This is a genomic window from Pseudoroseomonas sp. WGS1072, assembly GCF_049340465.1.
In the GTDB taxonomy this organism is placed as follows: domain Bacteria; phylum Pseudomonadota; class Alphaproteobacteria; order Acetobacterales; family Acetobacteraceae; genus Pseudoroseomonas.
Window position 1 is genome coordinate 2,303,617 of the sequence record NZ_JBMPSU010000001.1, and the last position, 14,535, is coordinate 2,318,151.

The 14,535-nt window shown below is 73.4% G+C and carries 13 protein-coding genes; 8 read left to right on the forward strand and 5 right to left on the reverse strand.

Translation table 11 applies throughout. The annotated features are described in order from the left end of the window. Window positions 1-66 precede the first annotated feature (66 nt). Window positions 67-1,236, reverse strand: coding sequence for a DNA topoisomerase IB (locus tag ACF3NH_RS10955; RefSeq protein WP_422922832.1), 1,170 nt, complete (start codon window positions 1,234-1,236; stop codon window positions 67-69). On the opposite strand from ACF3NH_RS10955, the gene ACF3NH_RS10960 reads away from it, so the two are divergent. Next, window positions 1,235-1,693, forward strand: coding sequence for a GNAT family N-acetyltransferase (locus ACF3NH_RS10960; protein ID WP_198366277.1), 459 nt, complete (start codon window positions 1,235-1,237; stop codon window positions 1,691-1,693). The genes ACF3NH_RS10955 and ACF3NH_RS10960 overlap by 2 nt on opposite strands. A 116-nt stretch (window positions 1,694-1,809) precedes the next feature. Continuing rightward, window positions 1,810-2,160, forward strand: a complete 351-nt coding sequence (locus ACF3NH_RS10965; RefSeq protein ID WP_422922833.1) for an Mpo1-like protein — start codon at window positions 1,810-1,812, stop codon at window positions 2,158-2,160. Between the two features lie 31 nt (window positions 2,161-2,191). Here ACF3NH_RS10965 and ACF3NH_RS10970 read toward each other — a convergent pair whose 3' ends face one another. Next, entirely contained in the window at window positions 2,192-2,995 is an 804-nt protein-coding gene (locus ACF3NH_RS10970; RefSeq protein WP_422922834.1) for a VOC family protein, read from the reverse strand. A gap of 114 nt (window positions 2,996-3,109) precedes the next feature. Between ACF3NH_RS10970 and ACF3NH_RS10975 the strand changes: the two genes are divergently transcribed. The 3 genes from ACF3NH_RS10975 to ACF3NH_RS10985 all read left to right on the forward strand — a co-directional run bounded on the left by ACF3NH_RS10975 (window position 3,110) and on the right by ACF3NH_RS10985 (window position 5,879). Continuing rightward, on the forward strand, window positions 3,110-4,156 hold the full coding sequence (locus tag ACF3NH_RS10975; RefSeq protein WP_422922835.1) for an alpha/beta hydrolase family protein: 1,047 nt from the start codon (window positions 3,110-3,112) through the stop codon (window positions 4,154-4,156). Further along, window positions 4,054-4,686: a ribonuclease HII gene (locus ACF3NH_RS10980; protein WP_198366281.1), complete on the forward strand. Its 633-nt coding sequence runs from the start codon at window positions 4,054-4,056 to the stop codon at window positions 4,684-4,686. The genes ACF3NH_RS10975 and ACF3NH_RS10980 overlap by 103 nt, the downstream gene beginning before the upstream one ends. A gap of 158 nt (window positions 4,687-4,844) precedes the next feature. Continuing rightward, window positions 4,845-5,879 carry a site-specific DNA-methyltransferase gene (locus ACF3NH_RS10985; protein WP_198366578.1) on the forward strand — a complete coding sequence of 345 codons (1,035 nt, stop codon included), beginning with the start codon at window positions 4,845-4,847 and terminating at the stop codon, window positions 5,877-5,879. Window positions 5,880-5,903: 24 nt separating this feature from the next. Here the strand turns inward: ACF3NH_RS10985 and ACF3NH_RS10990 are convergent, their stop codons facing one another. Together ACF3NH_RS10990 and ACF3NH_RS10995 are read right to left on the reverse strand one after the other, a co-directional pair. Beyond that, window positions 5,904-8,453 (reverse strand): HWE histidine kinase domain-containing protein, encoded by a 2,550-nt coding sequence (locus ACF3NH_RS10990; protein ID WP_422922836.1) that lies wholly within the window; start codon window positions 8,451-8,453, stop codon window positions 5,904-5,906. Then, window positions 8,446-9,045, reverse strand: a complete 600-nt coding sequence (locus tag ACF3NH_RS10995; RefSeq protein WP_422922837.1) for a biliverdin-producing heme oxygenase — start codon at window positions 9,043-9,045, stop codon at window positions 8,446-8,448. The genes ACF3NH_RS10990 and ACF3NH_RS10995 overlap by 8 nt, the downstream gene beginning before the upstream one ends. A gap of 225 nt (window positions 9,046-9,270) precedes the next feature. Here ACF3NH_RS10995 and ACF3NH_RS11000 point away from each other — a divergent pair, with 225 nt between their 5' ends. Beyond that, window positions 9,271-10,260 (forward strand): Bug family tripartite tricarboxylate transporter substrate binding protein, encoded by a 990-nt coding sequence (locus ACF3NH_RS11000; RefSeq protein WP_198366284.1) that lies wholly within the window; start codon window positions 9,271-9,273, stop codon window positions 10,258-10,260. Window positions 10,261-10,418: 158 nt separating this feature from the next. Then, the gene (locus ACF3NH_RS11005; protein ID WP_422922838.1) at window positions 10,419-11,672 is read left to right on the forward strand and encodes a hypothetical protein; all 1,254 of its coding nucleotides are present in this window, start codon (window positions 10,419-10,421) and stop codon (window positions 11,670-11,672) included. 63 nt (window positions 11,673-11,735) lie between these two features. Here the strand turns inward: ACF3NH_RS11005 and ACF3NH_RS11010 are convergent, their stop codons facing one another. Beyond that, window positions 11,736-14,057, reverse strand: coding sequence for a xanthine dehydrogenase family protein molybdopterin-binding subunit (locus tag ACF3NH_RS11010; protein ID WP_422922839.1), 2,322 nt, complete (start codon window positions 14,055-14,057; stop codon window positions 11,736-11,738). 102 nt (window positions 14,058-14,159) lie between these two features. Between ACF3NH_RS11010 and ACF3NH_RS11015 the strand changes: the two genes are divergently transcribed. After that, entirely contained in the window at window positions 14,160-14,459 is a 300-nt protein-coding gene (locus ACF3NH_RS11015; protein WP_198366287.1) for a hypothetical protein, read from the forward strand. The last annotated feature ends 76 nt before the right edge of the window (window positions 14,460-14,535 follow it).

Sequence of the window (14,535 nt, forward strand, 5' to 3'; positions counted from 1 at the left end):
CGCAGGATGGGAAATGTAAGAATGTGTCTGGACGCACAAAGCGGAGTCGCCCCCGCCCGCCGACCCTCAGCCCGCCGCCCGCCGCAGCCGTCCGTGCAGGAAGGCGAGCACCGCCGCCTCCTCCGGCCGCAGCGCGGGGAGCGCCCCGCTCAGCTCTGCCTCCACCTGGCGCTTCACCTGCAGCAGCAGCGCGCCGGACATGTAGCCCTCCAGCACCTCGGGATGGACATAGCAGGTGCGGCAGATGGTCGGCGTGTTGCCGAGCCGGGCCGCCGCGCGCTCGATCGCCTGTCTGACGTTGCGCCGGGCGGCGGCCTCGGTGTCGGCGCGCTCGAACTCGCTCAGCGCCATGGCGGCGAGCACCGTGCCGGCCCAGGTACGGAAGTCCTTGGCGGTGATGTCGTGGCCGGAGATCGCGCGCAGATAGGCGTTCACGTCGGCGGAATCGATGCCCCGCCGCTCGCCCTCCCCGTCGATGTACTGGAACAGCGCCTGCCCCGGCAGCTCCTGGCACGCCCGCACGACCTTCGCCACGCGGCGGTCGCGCAGCGCCAGCTTCCACTCCTTTCCGCTCTTGCCACGAAAGGTGAAGCGCAGCTCGGTGCCCCGGACCGCGACATGGCGGTTGCGCAGCGTGGTCAGCCCATAGCTGCCGTTGCTCTCGGCATAGTCCTCGTTGCCGACGCGGATCAGCGTGGTGTCGAGCAGATGGACGACACTGGCCAGCACCTTCTCCCGCCCCAGGCCGGGCCGCGCCATGTCCTCCGCCACGCGGGCGCGGAGCCGCGGCAGGATGCGCGCGAATTCCAGCACATGCCCGTACTTCGTCTCGTCCCGCGCGGCGCGCCAGTCGGGGTGGTAGCGGTACTGCTTGCGCCCCTTGGCGTCGCGGCCGGTGGCCTGGATATGGCCATTCGCCTGCGGGCAGAGCCAGACCTCGCGCCAGGCCGGCGGCACGGCGAGGGCGCGCAGCCGCGCCAGCACCGCCTTGTCGCGCACCGTGGCGCCGCGCGCATCGCGATAGCTCCAGCCCGTGCCGCTGCGCCGGCGGGTGATACCCGGCGTCGCGTCGGAGACATAGCGCAGGCCGATGGCGCGCGCCTCGGCGGCCTCCGGCGGAGGTGTCGCGCGGGGCGGCGCCGGGGCAGCCTCGACCGGAACGCTGGCCTGTTGCAGCATGACGGCGAAACGCGCGGCCGCCGCTTCCGGTTCCGCGCCGGCAGGAGGAGACATCATGACCGCCACATCGCCGCCGCAGATCGTGCCCGTGGCCGAGGCGCACCGCGCCGACTGGGAGCGGCTCTATGCCGGCTACGCCGCCTTCTACCGCGTCACGCAGACAGCCGAGATGCGGGCCCGCGTCTGGAGCTGGATCCAGGACCCGGCGCATGAGGTGAAGGGGCTGGTGGCGCTGGATGCCGGCGGGCGCGGTCTTGGCCTGGCGCATTACCGGCCCTTCGCCCGGCCGCTCTCCGCCAGCACCGGCGGCTTCCTCGACGATCTCTTCGTCGATCCGGCGGCGCGCGGGCAGCGCGTGGCGGATGCGCTGATCGGCGCGGTGGCGGCGATCGGGCGGGAGAAGGGCTGGAGCGTCATCCGCTGGATCACGGCGGAGGACAACTACCGCGGCCGCGCGGTCTATGACCGGGTGGCGCAGCTCACCCCCTGGAAGACCTACGACATCAAGCTGTGATCCGCCGGAAGCTGTGATCCGCCAGCCCGGCGCTTCCCGGTGCCGGGCATTCCACCCCGCCCGGCCCGCGTGGCAGCATGCCCGGAACAGCATGCCCGGAAGGGGGGGAGGCGCGCATGACCTATGCCGAGTTCTGGCCGATCTACCTGCGGGCCCATGCGCGGCCGCAGACGCGGGCGCTGCACTACTGCGGCAGCCTGCTGGCCCTGGCGGCCCTGCTGACCGGGCTGCTCTCGCCGGACTGGCGCTGGCTGATCGCCGCGCCCCTGATCGGCTACGGCTTCGCCTGGGCGGCGCATTTCGGGCTGGAGGGCAACCGGCCGCAGACCTTCGGCCATCCGCTCTGGTCGCTCTGGAGCGACTTCCGCATGCTCGGCCTCTGGCTGGGCGGCCGGCTCGGGCCGCATCTGGCGGCGGCGGGGGTGGGGCGGCCGGCGGGCGCGCCCGGCTCCCGCCCCGGCGCCTGACCTCCGCCGTTCCGGTGGGCGGCCGGGCGCCTCAGCGCGGCGCCAACAGGATGGGCGTGCCCCAGGGGTCGACCAGCGTCACCGCGCCCTGCGGCGAGGCGGCCGCCAGGAAGGCGGGGTCGCAGCGCAGCTCCACTTCGGCGAGGCCGGTCGAGGGCAGGTCACGCGGCGGGGCGCCTCGGCTGTTCCAGATATTCGCCGCCAGGTGGTGGTGGTAGCCGCCGGCGGCGAAGAAGCTGGCGCCCGGATAGCGGGAGGTGACGTCGAGGCCGAGCCGGCCGGCATAGAAGGCCTCGGCCGGGGCCAGGGCGCCGACCTGCAGGTGGACATGGCCGATGCCGCCCCCCTCCGGCATCCCCTGCCATTCGGCATCGCCGCCGGCGCGGGCCAGCGCCTCCAGGTCGAGCGGCGCGTTGATCATCTCGACCTGCCCCTCCCGCCAGCGCCAGGCCGAGGCCGGACGGTCGGCATAGACCTCGATGCCGTTCCCCTCGGGGTCCGCGAGGTAGAGCGCCTCGCTGACGGCATGGTCGGCGGCGCCGCTCAGCGGCACGCCGGCCGCCGCCGCCTGCCGCAGCCAGCGGCCGAGATCGGCGCGGCCGGGCAGCAGGAAGGCGGTGTGGAACAGCCCGGCCTCGCGCGGGCTCCGCACCCGTGCGGCGGCGTCGCGGCGCAGCTCCAGCAGCGGCCGGGACCCCACGCCGAGGCTCAGGCCGGCCTCGCCGCCCGCCAGCCGGTGCAGGCCGATGACCCGCTGATAGAAGTCACCTGTGCGGACGAGATCGCGCACCGTGAGCACGACACGGCCGATGGCGACGGGACAGGCGGTGGTCATGGCGGTCTCCCTCCCGGAGCGGTGTGCCGCGGCCCAGCGCTTGGCACGTGTGTCGGTGCCGGTCAACGCGGGCGGGGGCCTTCCACGCGCCGCCGCCAGGGCCACATCCGGGGCATGAGGACCCCGCGCCGCGCCCTGCTGGCCCTTCCCGCCGCCCTCCTGCCGGCCCGGAGCCGCCCCGCCGGCGCCCGCCCCGCGCCGCGCGCGCTGAGCTGGACCGACGCCGCCCGTGGCCGCGACCTGCCGCTGCTGCTCCGCCTGCCCGGCGGGACGGGGCCGGCGCCGCTGGTGCTGGTCTCGCCCGGTCTCGGCGGCACGCGGCACGGCCTGGCCTATCTGGGCGAGGCGCTGGCGGAGGCGGGCTTCCTGGTGCTGCATCTGCAGCATCCCGGCACCGATGACGGGCTCTGGCGCGGCGCGGCCGACCGGCGCCTGGCCTTCGCCGCCGCCGCCAGCGATGCCGGGCGCGCGCTGGACCGGCTGCGCGACGTGGCCTTCGTGCTGGACGAACTGCCCCGCCGGACGGAGCTGGCCGGGCGGCTGGACGCGGCGCGCATCGCCATCGCCGGGCACTCCTACGGCGCCTGGCTGGTGCAGCACATGCTGGGCCAGCGCCTGCCCGGCGGCGATCGCGGCCTGGCGCTGCCCGACCCCCGGCTCGGCGCCGGCATCGCCCTCTCGCCCATGCCGGCCGAGGGCCTGCCGCAGCGCCTGGCCTTCGCCCGCGTCACCGCGCCGATCCTGCACGTCACCGGCACCGAGGATCGCGGCTGGATCGGCGGCACCCTGCCCGGGGACCGCCGCCAGCCCTTCGACGCCATCGCCGCGCCGGGGGCGCTGGCGATCCTGGAGGGCGCCGCGCATGGCAGCTTCGCCGGTGAGCCGGGGGCGGGCGGCCGTTGGGAGGAGGCCGGCTTCCACCCGCGCGTGGCCGGCCTTGCCCTGGCCTTCCTGCGCGGCCTATGGCTGGGCGATGCGGCGGCGCGGCGGGCGCTGCGGGCGGGAATGCCCGGCCTGCTGGAAGCGGGCGACCGGCTGGAGGCAAGGGCCTGGGGTGAATGCCGGACTACGCGCTGGAACGGGCGGCGGGGGGCCGCGTGGCGGGGGTGGACGAGGCCGGGCGCGGCCCGCTCGCCGGCCCGGTCATGGCGGCGGCGGTGATGTTCCGCGCCGAGCCGCCGGCCTGGCTGGCCACCCTGCTGGACGACAGCAAGAAGCTCGACGCGGCGCGGCGGGAGGCGGCGCATGACGCCCTGCTGGCGGCCCGCGCCGGGGGCCTGCTGGATTGCGCCGTGGCCGCCGCCAGCACGGCCGAGATCGGCCGGCTGAACATCCTGCGCGCCACGCAGCTCGCCATGTGCCGGGCCATCGCGCGCCTGCCCCTGGCCCCCGACACCGCCCTGGTGGACGGCAACGCGGCGCCGCCGCTGCCCTGCCCGGTGCGCTGCGTGGTGAAGGGGGACGGGCTCAGCCTTTCCATCGCCGCCGCCTCGATCCTGGCCAAGGTGACACGGGACCGCGCCATGGCGCGACTGGACGGGCGCTGGCCGGGCTATGGCTTCGCCCGCCACGCCGGCTATCCCACCGCGGCGCACCGCGCGGCCCTGGCCAGGCTCGGACCCTGCCCGCATCACCGCCGCGGCTTCGCGCCGGTGGATCAGCTCCTGCTGTTCCGCGAGGCGGTCGCCTGAGGCGCGCCGGAGCGCCGCCTCGACCCTTCCTTGACGGCACGACTCCGCCCAACGCATTGTCCCGCTTCGAGTCGCTGAGGACGGCAGGGGGTTTCGTGGGCGTGGGGACGGGGCTGGATCTGCCGGTGGACTGCATTCTGGAAGGGGATTGCATCGAGATGCTGCGGGCACTGCCCCCGGCCTCGGTGCATGCCATCTTCGCCGATCCGCCCTACAACCTGCAGCTCCGGGGCCAGCTCCGCCGTCCCGACGAGAGCGTGGTCGACGGCGTGGACGACGACTGGGACCGCTTCTCCGACCTCGCGGCCTACGACGCCTTCACCCGCGCCTGGCTGTCCGAGGCGCGGCGGGTGCTGCGCAAGGACGGCACCATCTGGGTCATCGGCTCCTATCACAACGTCTACCGCCTCGGCGCCGCGCTGCAGGATCTCGACTTCTGGATCCTGAACGACGTGATCTGGCGCAAGGCCAACCCGATGCCGAACTTCCGCGGCCGCCGCTTCACCAACGCGCACGAGACCATGATCTGGGCGGCGCGCGGGCAGGAGAGCCGCTACAAGTTCAATTACACCGCCATGAAGTCGCTGAACGACGACGTGCAGATGCGCTCGGACTGGTTCATCCCGCTCTGCACCGGCGCCGAGCGGCTGCGCGACGCGGAGGGGAAGAAGGTGCATCCGACGCAGAAGCCGGAGGCGCTGCTGCACCGGGTGATCCTCTCCTGCACCGCGCCGGGCGATGTGGTGCTCGACCCCTTCCTCGGCTCCGGCACCACCGCCGCCGTGGCGCGCCGCCTGGGCCGGCGCTGGATCGGCATCGAGCGCGATCCGGGCTATGCCGCCGCCGCGCGCGCGCGCATCGCCGCCATCGCGCCGCTGTCGGAAAGCGCCATGCTGGTCACGCCGACGAAGCGCGAGCAGCCACGCGTGCCCTTCGGCACGCTGGTCGAGCGCGGGCTGGTGGCGGCCGGCGCGAAGCTCACCGACCGGCACCGCCGCTTCGTCGCCGAAGTGGCGGCGGATGGCTCGCTGCGATGCGGCAAGGCGCAGGGCTCGATCCATCAGGTCGGCGCGGCGGTGCAGGAGGCGCCCTCCTGCAACGGCTGGCTGTTCTGGCATGTCGAGCGGCGCGACGGCACGCTGCGCCTGCTGGACGAGCTGCGCGCCGAGGTCGCCGCCAGCCTGACGGCGTGACGGCCGGGGCCGCGCCCGGCCGCCTCAGCCCAGGCGCGCCTGCAGCGCCGCGCGCAGCTCGGTCGACGAATAGGGCTTGCTGATCACCGCCACGCCGCGCAGCCGGTCGGGGAAGGCATCCGCCTCGCCATAGCCGGTGGCGAAGAGGAAGGGGATGCCGCGCGCCAGCAGGGCGTCGGCCACCGGGAAGCTGCTCTCGCGTCCCAGGTTGACGTCGAGCAGGGCGAAGGCGGGCGGCGCCTGTTCCAGCAGGCGCAGCGCCGTCTGCACGCCGGCCGCCACATCCACCTCGGCCGCGCCCAGGCGCCGGAGCTGGTCCTCGGCATCCATGGCGATCAGCAGATTGTCCTCGACCAGCAGCACCCGGCCGGAGAGCGTGAACTCCGCCGCCGGCTCGCGCGCCGGGCGCGCCGGCGCGGCGGGCGGCGGCGCCCCCTCGGCGCGCTGCACGCAATCGGCCGGCAGCAGGAAGCGGGCCTCGATCCCCTCCAGCCGGTAGCGCAGATCCGCCTCGCCGCCGAGGTCGTGCGGCACGGCGCGCTCCAGGATGGTGGTGCCGAAGCCCTGGCGGCGCGGCGGGCGCACCGGCGGCCCGCCGCGCTCGCGCCAGAGCAGTTCGAGCCCGCCGCAGGGCGTGAAATCCCAGCACACGTCCACCTCGCCATGGCGGTCGCAGAGCGCGCCGTACTTGGCGGCATTGGTGACCAGCTCGTGCATGACCAGCGCCAGGGTCGTATAGGCCGCCGGCTGCAGCAGCACGCCGGGGCCGCGCAGGTGCAGCCGCTCCGACTTCTCCTGCAGATAGGCCTCGGCCTCGGCCTGGATCAGCTCGGCGAGCGGCGCGGGCTGCCAACGGTCGGTGGTGATCTGGTCATGCGCGCGGGCCAGCGCCTGGATGCGGCCGCCGACCATGGCGGCGAACTCGTCCACCGTGCTGGCGTAGCTGCGGCTCTGCCCGACCAGGCCGCGGATCAGGCCGAGGATGTTGCGCACCCGGTGGTTCAGCTCGGCGATCAGGATCTCCTGCCGCTCCTGCGCCACCTTGCGCTCGCGCTCGGCGAGATCGGTCAGCTGCAGCACCACCTCGAGCAGCGTCACCCGCAGCCGCTCGGCCATGGTGAGGTCGCTCTCGCTCCAGGGCTGGCTGTGCCCCTCCACCGATTCGCGCCAGGCGGCGAAGCTCTTGCGCGGCGAGAGGCGCGGACCGTTCGGGCCGTAGCTCATCGTCTTGGCCGGCTCGCCGGCCCAGGTCACCGACTGGGTGACACCGCGCCGGAAGAACATGAGGTAGTCGCGCGGGGCGCGGGAGAGGGGGATGGCGAGCAGGCCGGAGGCGCGATGGGCATAGTCGCGCGCCGGCGGGTGCAGCTCGCCCAGCTGATGGGTGGACCAGACGCTGCCGGAAGCCGAGCGGTGCAGGAAGCGCGCGATGCCGACCAACTCCTCCGCCGTCGGCGTGTGACCGCGCAACGCCGTGCCGTCGGCGCTCCAGAGGCCGATGCCGTCGCAGGGGATGACCTCGGAGAGCGGCTCGAGGAACTCCGCGAGCGACCGGCTGCCGGGACGCATGGCGCCGAGCGCGGCCATCAGCCGCTGGTGCATCGCATTGGCCTGGGCGTCGCGCGCCTGGTCCTGCTCGCGCTCGCAGCTCTCCAGCATCAGCGAGAAGATCTGGCCGAACAGCTCGGCGGCGGTGCGCCGCTCGAAGGGCACGCGCAGCGGCTCGTTGTGGTGGCAGGCGATTAGTCCCCAGAGCCGGCCCTTGCGCAGCACCGAGACCGACATCGAGGCGCGCACCCCCATGTTGCGGAGATACTCGACATGGATCGGCGAGACGCTGCGCAGCAGGCTGAGCGAGAGGTCCAGCGGCGCGCCCCGGCTGTCGAGCAGGGGCAGCACCGGCACCGAGGGCGCCTCGGTGTCGCCGATCAGCCGCAGCCAGTTGCGCTCATAGAGGCGGCGCGCCTGGCGCGGGATGTCGCTGGCCGGGAAATGCAGGCCCATGAAGGAGGAGAGGAAGCTTGCCGCCGATTCCGCAATCACCTCGCCGGCGCCGTCATGGTCGAAACGGTAGAGCATGACACGGTGGAAGCCGGTCAGGCCACGGATCTGCCGCACCGCCTCGCGGCAGAGCGCCTCGAAGCTGTCGGCGTGGTGCAGCCGGGCGATCATGCCGCGCACCGTGGTGCCGGCCTCCAGCGCATCCTGCAGGTCGGACGGCTCGCCCTCGACGACGATCAGCGGCCCGCTCTGATGCACGGCGAGGTCGTAGGGCGGCCCGCCCTCGCGCAGCGGCACGCCGAACAGGCGCTCCACGGCGTCCACCCCGCGCAGCAGATGCAGCCGGCCGCCGATCTGGTGCATGGCCTCGCGCGTCAGCAGCCCGGCCAGGGATTCGCCGCGCGCGGCCTCGGGGTCGAGGCCGAGATGCGCGGCGAGGTTGGCCGAGGCGCGCTGGATGAGCCAGTCGGCGCTGGTGGCGACGAGGAAGCCGGTGGGCTGGATGCCACCCAGGAGATGAATCGGCTCGCGATCGCAGTTGGTCAGATCGACGGCGCCGGTCAGGTCAGGCATTCAGCAAGGCTTCCTCGGTGTCCTCGCCCTGCAGGGCGGCCAGGAACTGGTTGAAGGCGGCACAGGCGCCGGCCAGCGCCTCGGGCCAGGCATCAGGCTCCGGCAGGGCCTGCTCCAGCATGGCGATGAAGGCTGGCCAACCGCCCGCGGCGGGAGCATGCGACAGATAGGCGGTGGCCACCCGCCCCGCCGCATCCCGGATAACGCCGCGCAGGAGCATTGCGTTGCCCAGGCGGGAGCCCTCCAGGACATAGGCGGCGCCGAGCGCCGCCGGCAGGCTGGCGAGGGCGCCGGCGGGAAGCGGCAGGGGCGGCGGCATCGGCTCGGCCAGCGCCGCCATGTCGCCGGCCAGGGCCGCGGTGCGCCGGCGCGCGGACCAGTCCGGCACCGCCCGCTCCAGGCCCTGCCGGTCGCAGGCGGCCTCCAGCGCCGGCAGGGCGCGGGCATGGGCGCGCAGGAAGGCGCGATAGCCCGGCGCCGTCGCCAGCGCATAGCGGCCGCCCAGGGCATCGGCCCGGTCGTGCAGGGCCTGGGTGCCCTGGCGGAGGAACCAGCGGAGCCCGTCATGCCGGGGCCGGGAAGGGCGTGTCATCATGTCTCCTTTTGGGCCTGCGCGGCGGGTGGCGCCACCCGGCGCGGATGGCGGAAGGGCGGGGAAGCGGTCCGTGCCGGTCAGGCATCTGGTCACCCGCGGGGGTCGGGAGGAGGGGCGCGGGCGGCGGCGAAAGCGATCATCCGACCCTTGCGACCCGCAGCTCCCTCCCGTCAAATGGCCGGGAAGGCTGGCCCGCACGAGGCCGGCACATGGAGGAACGGAATGACCAAGCTGTCCCGTCGCGCGACCCTGGCGCTGTTCGGCGCCCCGGCCCTGGCTGTGCCGGGAGCGTCCCTTCTGGCCCGCCCGGCCCTGGCCCAGGCCAGCTTCCCCAGCCGGCCGGTCCGCATGCTGGTGCCATGGTCGCCGGGCGGCACGACGGACGTGCAGATGCGCGCCTTCTGCGATGCCGCCTCCCGCCATCTCGGCCAGCCCGTGATCGTGGAGAACCGCGCGGGCGCGGGCGGCATCCTCGGCCCGCAGGCGCTGCTGAACGAGAGGCCGGACGGCTACACCCTCAGCCAGATGCCGATCAGCGTCTTCCGCTACCCGCACATGGCGCCCAAGCCGCCCTTCGATGTCCTGCGCGACTTCACCTGGGTCAGCCACCTGACCGGCTATACCTTCGGCGTGGTGGTGCGGGCCGACGCGCCCTGGAAGACCTTCGCGGAATTCCTCGACCATGCCAAGAAGAACCCCGGCAAGGTGACCTACGGCTCGCCCGGCGTCGGAACCTCGCTGCACCTGACGATGGAGCGGATCGCCGGGGAGCGCGGCATCGACTGGGTGCACGTGCCCTTCCGCGGCGTGGCCGACAACCTTACCGCCCTCCTCGGCGGGCAGACCGACGCCCTGGCCGACAGCTCGGGCTGGGCCGAGATGGTGCTGGAGGGACGCCTGCGCCTGCTCACCGTCTGGACGCCGGAGCGGGTGAAGCGCTTCCCCGACGTGCCGACGCTGCGCGAAGGGGGCATCGACATCGTCTCCACCTCGCCCTATGGCGTGGCCGGCCCGCGCGGCATGGAGCCGGCGGTGGTGAAGGTTCTGGACGAGGCCTTCCGCAAGGCGGTCAACGACCCGCAGCATGTCTCCATCCTGGAGCGCTACGACATGCCGGTGATCTACATGGGGCCGGAGGATTACGCCGCCTTCGCCGCGAAGACCGACGCGGAGGAGAAGGCGATGATCCAGCGCCTCGGCCTCAAGCTCTGAGGCCGGAAACGCCGGGGCGTCTCGCGCCCGTTCGCCGGTTTTGATGGCATGGCGGGCGGCTCCACGCCCATGCTCACACGCTCCTGGGAAAACAGGCCCGCCGCGCGCGATTCCGCGCCGGGCGGCTGTCCCGCTCCCGGGGATGGGGAGACATCACAATGGCATTCATCATGGGTCCCGCCGCCGGCGGCGCCACCCTCGCCGGCACCGGAGCGAATGACGTTCTTGTCGCGCGGGGCGGCGGGAACCTCATCATCGGCGGCGGTGGCGAGGATGACGTCATCACCAGCTGGCGCGGCATGGACACGGTGCGGCTCGGCGAGCCGGGCGATGGCGATTCGGGGCGTGACACCGTGCTGCTGGCGGGGAAGGGCAACGGCGTCATCGCCGGCGATGCCGGGCTGGACCTGCTCTCCTGGGGCGGCGGCAACACCGTCAGCCTGGGCAACGGCGACAACCGGCTGGAGTTCTGGGGCCGCCACAACAGCGTCAGCACCGGCTTCGGCGACAACGACATCCTGTTCCATTGCGGCGGCAACAGCGTCCTGCTCGACGGCGGGCTCTACCCCGGCAGCGCCGGCGAGACCTGGGTCCGCTTCGCCGGCACCGGCAACAGCTTCAGCCTGGCGGAATCCGCCTTCGCGCCGCCGCCGACCGTGAATCTTCGTATCGAGGGCGGAGCGGGGCAGGGCAGCTTCGACCTCGGCGGCCTCGGCACCGCCTCACTCGACACCGGAGGCACCGGCAACCGGATCTTCCTGGGCCTTGGCAACTATGCCATCCAGCCGGGGGTGGGCGATAGCCTGGTGAGTTTCCCGCCCAGCGGGCGCGGCGCCGCCGCCGGGGAGGTCTCCATCACCCTGGAGGGGTATGGCGACCGCATCAGCGGCGCCGCCGGACATCTCGAGGTGCAGGGCGGCACGGGCGGCACGCGCGTCGAGCTGCTGGGCTTCACGGCCAATGACGTGGATCTGCGGCTGGGCGGCGAGGGCAACAGCGTCACCAGCCAGACCCTGGTGGAAGGGCACATCGCCTCGGCGGGTGGCCGGGCGCAGTACGATATTTTCGGCGTGGCCGCGGAGATCGTCCTGGCCGGAGCGGACAACCGGCTGCAGCTCGACACGCTGATCGGCGGACGGATCGTCGATGGCGGCGAGGCCACGCGAATCGACATCTCCTACAGCAACACCCTCTACGACTTCTCCGGCAGCATCCTGGATTTCGGCGCCGGCCGGGGCGGCGTGGTGGCGCTCGACGACGGCACCACCGGCTATGCCAGCGTCGCCGCGGTGCTGGCCGCGCTGGAGAGCGACGGTGCCGGCGGCAGCCTGCTGGCGATCGGCGGCGGCGCGCTGCATTTCGAGGGGCTCGCGCCCGCCGCGCTGGCGGCCGCCAACTTCGCCATCATCTGAGCCGGCCGGACCCGGAGGGAGGCGCCCTCCAGGCGCCGCCTTCCCGGCCGGCCGGACCAGGGGTCAGGCGGCGCGCGACAGCGCCTTCCAGACCACCTCCGGCGTCGCCGGCATGTCGAGCCGGGTGACGCCATCCTCGCGCAGCGCGTCGATCAGGGCGTTCATCACCGCCGGCGGCGAGCCGACCGCCCCGGCCTCGCCGGCACCCTTCACACCCAGCGGATTGGTCTCGCAGGGGATCTCGACCAGCTCGACCTCGATGTCCGGCAGGTCGATGGCGCGCGGCAGGGCATAGTCGTTCAGGCTGGCCGAGAGCAGCTGGCCGCTCTCGGGATCGTAGGCGGTGCGCTCCATCACCGCCTGGCCGATGCCCTGCGCCACGCCGCCATGCACCTGGCCGCGGACGATCATCGGGTTCAGCGCGAAGCCGACATCATCCACCACGATGTAGCGGGCGATCTCGGTATGCCCGGTCTCGGGATCCACCTCCACCTCGGCGATGTGGCAGCCATTCGGGAAGGTGTGCGCCGGGATGGCGGCGATCTCGGCGGCGTCCAGCAGCGTCACCGTCTCGCCCTTCGCCGCCCGGGCGCGCTGCGTCGCGGCCAGCTCCAGGATGCCGATGGCGCGGTCGGTGCCGGCGATGGTGAACCGGCCCTGCGCGAACTCGATATCGGCCGGCGCGGCCTCCAGCGCCTCGCCCGCCGCCTGCTTGCCCTTCTCGATCACGCTGGTGGCGGCGGCCAGCAGGGCGGTGCCCTCGGAATAGAGGCTGCGCGCGCCGCCCGTGCCGCCGCCGGTCGGGATGGCGTCGGAATCCCCCTGCACCACGCGGATCCTCTCGACCGGGATGCCGAGCTCATGCGCGGTGATCATGGCATAGGCGGTCTCGTGGCCCTGGCCGGTGGATTGCGTGCCGACCAGCACCTCGACGAAGCCGTCCTCGGCGAAGCGCATCTCGGCCCGCTCGGAGGCATCGCCGCCCGTGGCCTCCAGGTAATAGGCCATGCCGATGCCGCGCCGCTTGCCGCGCCGCGCCGCCTCGGCCCGCCGCTCGGCGAAGCCGGCCCAGCCGGACTTCTCCAGCGCCACGTCGAGCACCTTGTTGAAATCGCCCGAATCGTAGGTCTGCCCGACCGGGGTCTTGTGCGGCATGGCCGAGGGCGGGACCATGTTGCGGCGGCGCAGCTCGACGCGGTCGATGCCGACCTCGGCCGCGGCGGCGTCGATCAGCCGCTCCACCAGGTAGTTGCTCTCCGGCCGCCCGGCGCCACGATAGGCATCGACCGGCACGGTGTTGGTCAGCACGCCGAGGACGTTGGCGTAGATCGCCTGGAAGCCATAGACGCTGGCCAGCACCTTGGTGCCCGCGCCGCAGGGGATGAAGGGCGCGAAGGTCGAGAGATAGCCGCCCATGTCGGCGTAGTTCCTGGTCCGCAGCGCCAGGAACCTGCCGTCCTCGTCCAGCGCCAGCTCGCCCTCCGTCAGGTTGGCGCGCCCCTGGGTGTCGGACTGGAAGGCCTCCATCCGCTCCGAGGCCCATTTCACCGGCCGGCCCAGCCGGCGCGCCGCCCAGCAGCACAGCGCGTATTCGGCATACATGTAGAGCTTCATGCCGAAGCCGCCGCCGACATCGGGGGTGACGACGCGGAAGTTCTCCTTCGGCAGGTGGAAGACGGCATCGGCCAGGATGTTCTTCACCAGCCAGGAGCCCTGGGTGCCGGCATGCAGCGTGAACCTGCCGCTGGCCGCGTCATACTCGGCGAGCGCGGCGCGGCCCTCCATGCTGTTCACGACGATGCGGTTGTTCACCACCGTCAGCCTGGTGACATGCGCCGCGCGGGCGAAGAGCGCCTCGGTCGCCGCCTCGTCGCCGGCCGACCAGTCGAAGCAGATATTGCCGGGCGCGCTGTCCCAGACCTGCGGCTGGCCGGGCTGGAAGGCCGTCGCCAGATCCACCGCGGCCGGCAGCACCTCGTAATCGACCATCACCGCCTCGGCCGCGTCGCGCGCCGCCTGGGGCGTCTCGGCGACGATGAAGGCGACGCCGTCGCCGACATGGCGCACCACGTCGATGGCCAGGCCGTAGCGCGGCGTCTCGGCGCGCGGGCTGCCGTCGCGGTTCTTCAGCGGGATCAGGCAGGGGATCTCGCCGAGGCCGTCGGCCTTCCAGTCCGCGCCCGTCAGCACTGCCTTCACGCCGGGCAGGGCGGTGGCGGCGGCGGTGTCGATGGAGAGGATGCGCGCATGCGCGTGCGGGCTGCGCAGCACCAGGGCGTGCAGCTGCCCTGCCGCGCCGATATCGTCCGTGTAGCGCCCCTGCCCCTTGAGCAGCCGGGGATCCTCGATCCGCCGCATGGGCTGGCTGAAGCCGAACTTGGCCATGTCGTGATCCGCTTTCCTGATCGTCCCGGGGATATCATTGGCCCCGAGGAGGTGATTGGGAAGGGGCTTCCGGCGCGGCCGGGAGCGGGGCAGGGTGCCTCGATGGCCGATCTCGTCCCCCTGCTGCTGCGGCTGCACGATTCGCACGCCTATCCGGGCTGCCGCGCCAGTGCCGGGACGCTGCCGCCGCCGCCCTTCGCCGCGCGGCCCTGCCTGATCGAGTTTTCCGACGGCGCCGGCGCCTCCGGCGCGTTGTCCATGCCGGGGGCGGAGGAGATGCACCTCGCCATCGCCGCCTATCGCACCATGCGGGGGCACCGCATCGCCGCCAAGTCCTGGCTGCTGCGATCCGCGCAGAACCCGCCCGGGGAAGGCTGGAAGGTGGCGCGCCGGATGAGTTGAACCGCCGGGGGCGCTCCGAAGCGCGGCCTTTCGGCTCCGGCCGATCCAGCCTAGCCTCTCGCCACGCCTCGTCCCG

What these genes read in the sequence shown, in the direction of transcription:
- ACF3NH_RS11000 (WP_198366284.1), top strand. Translation starts at nt 9,271, where the DNA reads ATGACCAAGCTGTCCCGTCGCGCGACCCTGGCGCTGTTCGGCGCCCCG.
- ACF3NH_RS10970 (WP_422922834.1), bottom strand. Translation starts at nt 2,995, where the DNA reads ATGACCACCGCCTGTCCCGTCGCCATCGGCCGTGTCGTGCTCACGGTG.
- ACF3NH_RS10960 (WP_198366277.1), top strand. Translation starts at nt 1,235, where the DNA reads ATGACCGCCACATCGCCGCCGCAGATCGTGCCCGTGGCCGAGGCGCAC.
- ACF3NH_RS10965 (WP_422922833.1), top strand. Translation starts at nt 1,810, where the DNA reads ATGACCTATGCCGAGTTCTGGCCGATCTACCTGCGGGCCCATGCGCGG.
- ACF3NH_RS11015 (WP_198366287.1), top strand. Translation starts at nt 14,160, where the DNA reads ATGGCCGATCTCGTCCCCCTGCTGCTGCGGCTGCACGATTCGCACGCC.
- ACF3NH_RS10985 (WP_198366578.1), top strand. Translation starts at nt 4,845, where the DNA reads ATGCTGCGGGCACTGCCCCCGGCCTCGGTGCATGCCATCTTCGCCGAT.
- ACF3NH_RS10980 (WP_198366281.1), top strand. Translation starts at nt 4,054, where the DNA reads ATGCCGGACTACGCGCTGGAACGGGCGGCGGGGGGCCGCGTGGCGGGG.
- ACF3NH_RS10990 (WP_422922836.1), bottom strand. Translation starts at nt 8,453, where the DNA reads ATGCCTGACCTGACCGGCGCCGTCGATCTGACCAACTGCGATCGCGAG.
- ACF3NH_RS10955 (WP_422922832.1), bottom strand. Translation starts at nt 1,236, where the DNA reads ATGATGTCTCCTCCTGCCGGCGCGGAACCGGAAGCGGCGGCCGCGCGT.
- ACF3NH_RS11010 (WP_422922839.1), bottom strand. Translation starts at nt 14,057, where the DNA reads ATGGCCAAGTTCGGCTTCAGCCAGCCCATGCGGCGGATCGAGGATCCC.
- ACF3NH_RS10975 (WP_422922835.1), top strand. Translation starts at nt 3,110, where the DNA reads ATGAGGACCCCGCGCCGCGCCCTGCTGGCCCTTCCCGCCGCCCTCCTG.
- ACF3NH_RS10995 (WP_422922837.1), bottom strand. Translation starts at nt 9,045, where the DNA reads ATGACACGCCCTTCCCGGCCCCGGCATGACGGGCTCCGCTGGTTCCTC.
- ACF3NH_RS11005 (WP_422922838.1), top strand. Translation starts at nt 10,419, where the DNA reads ATGGCATTCATCATGGGTCCCGCCGCCGGCGGCGCCACCCTCGCCGGC.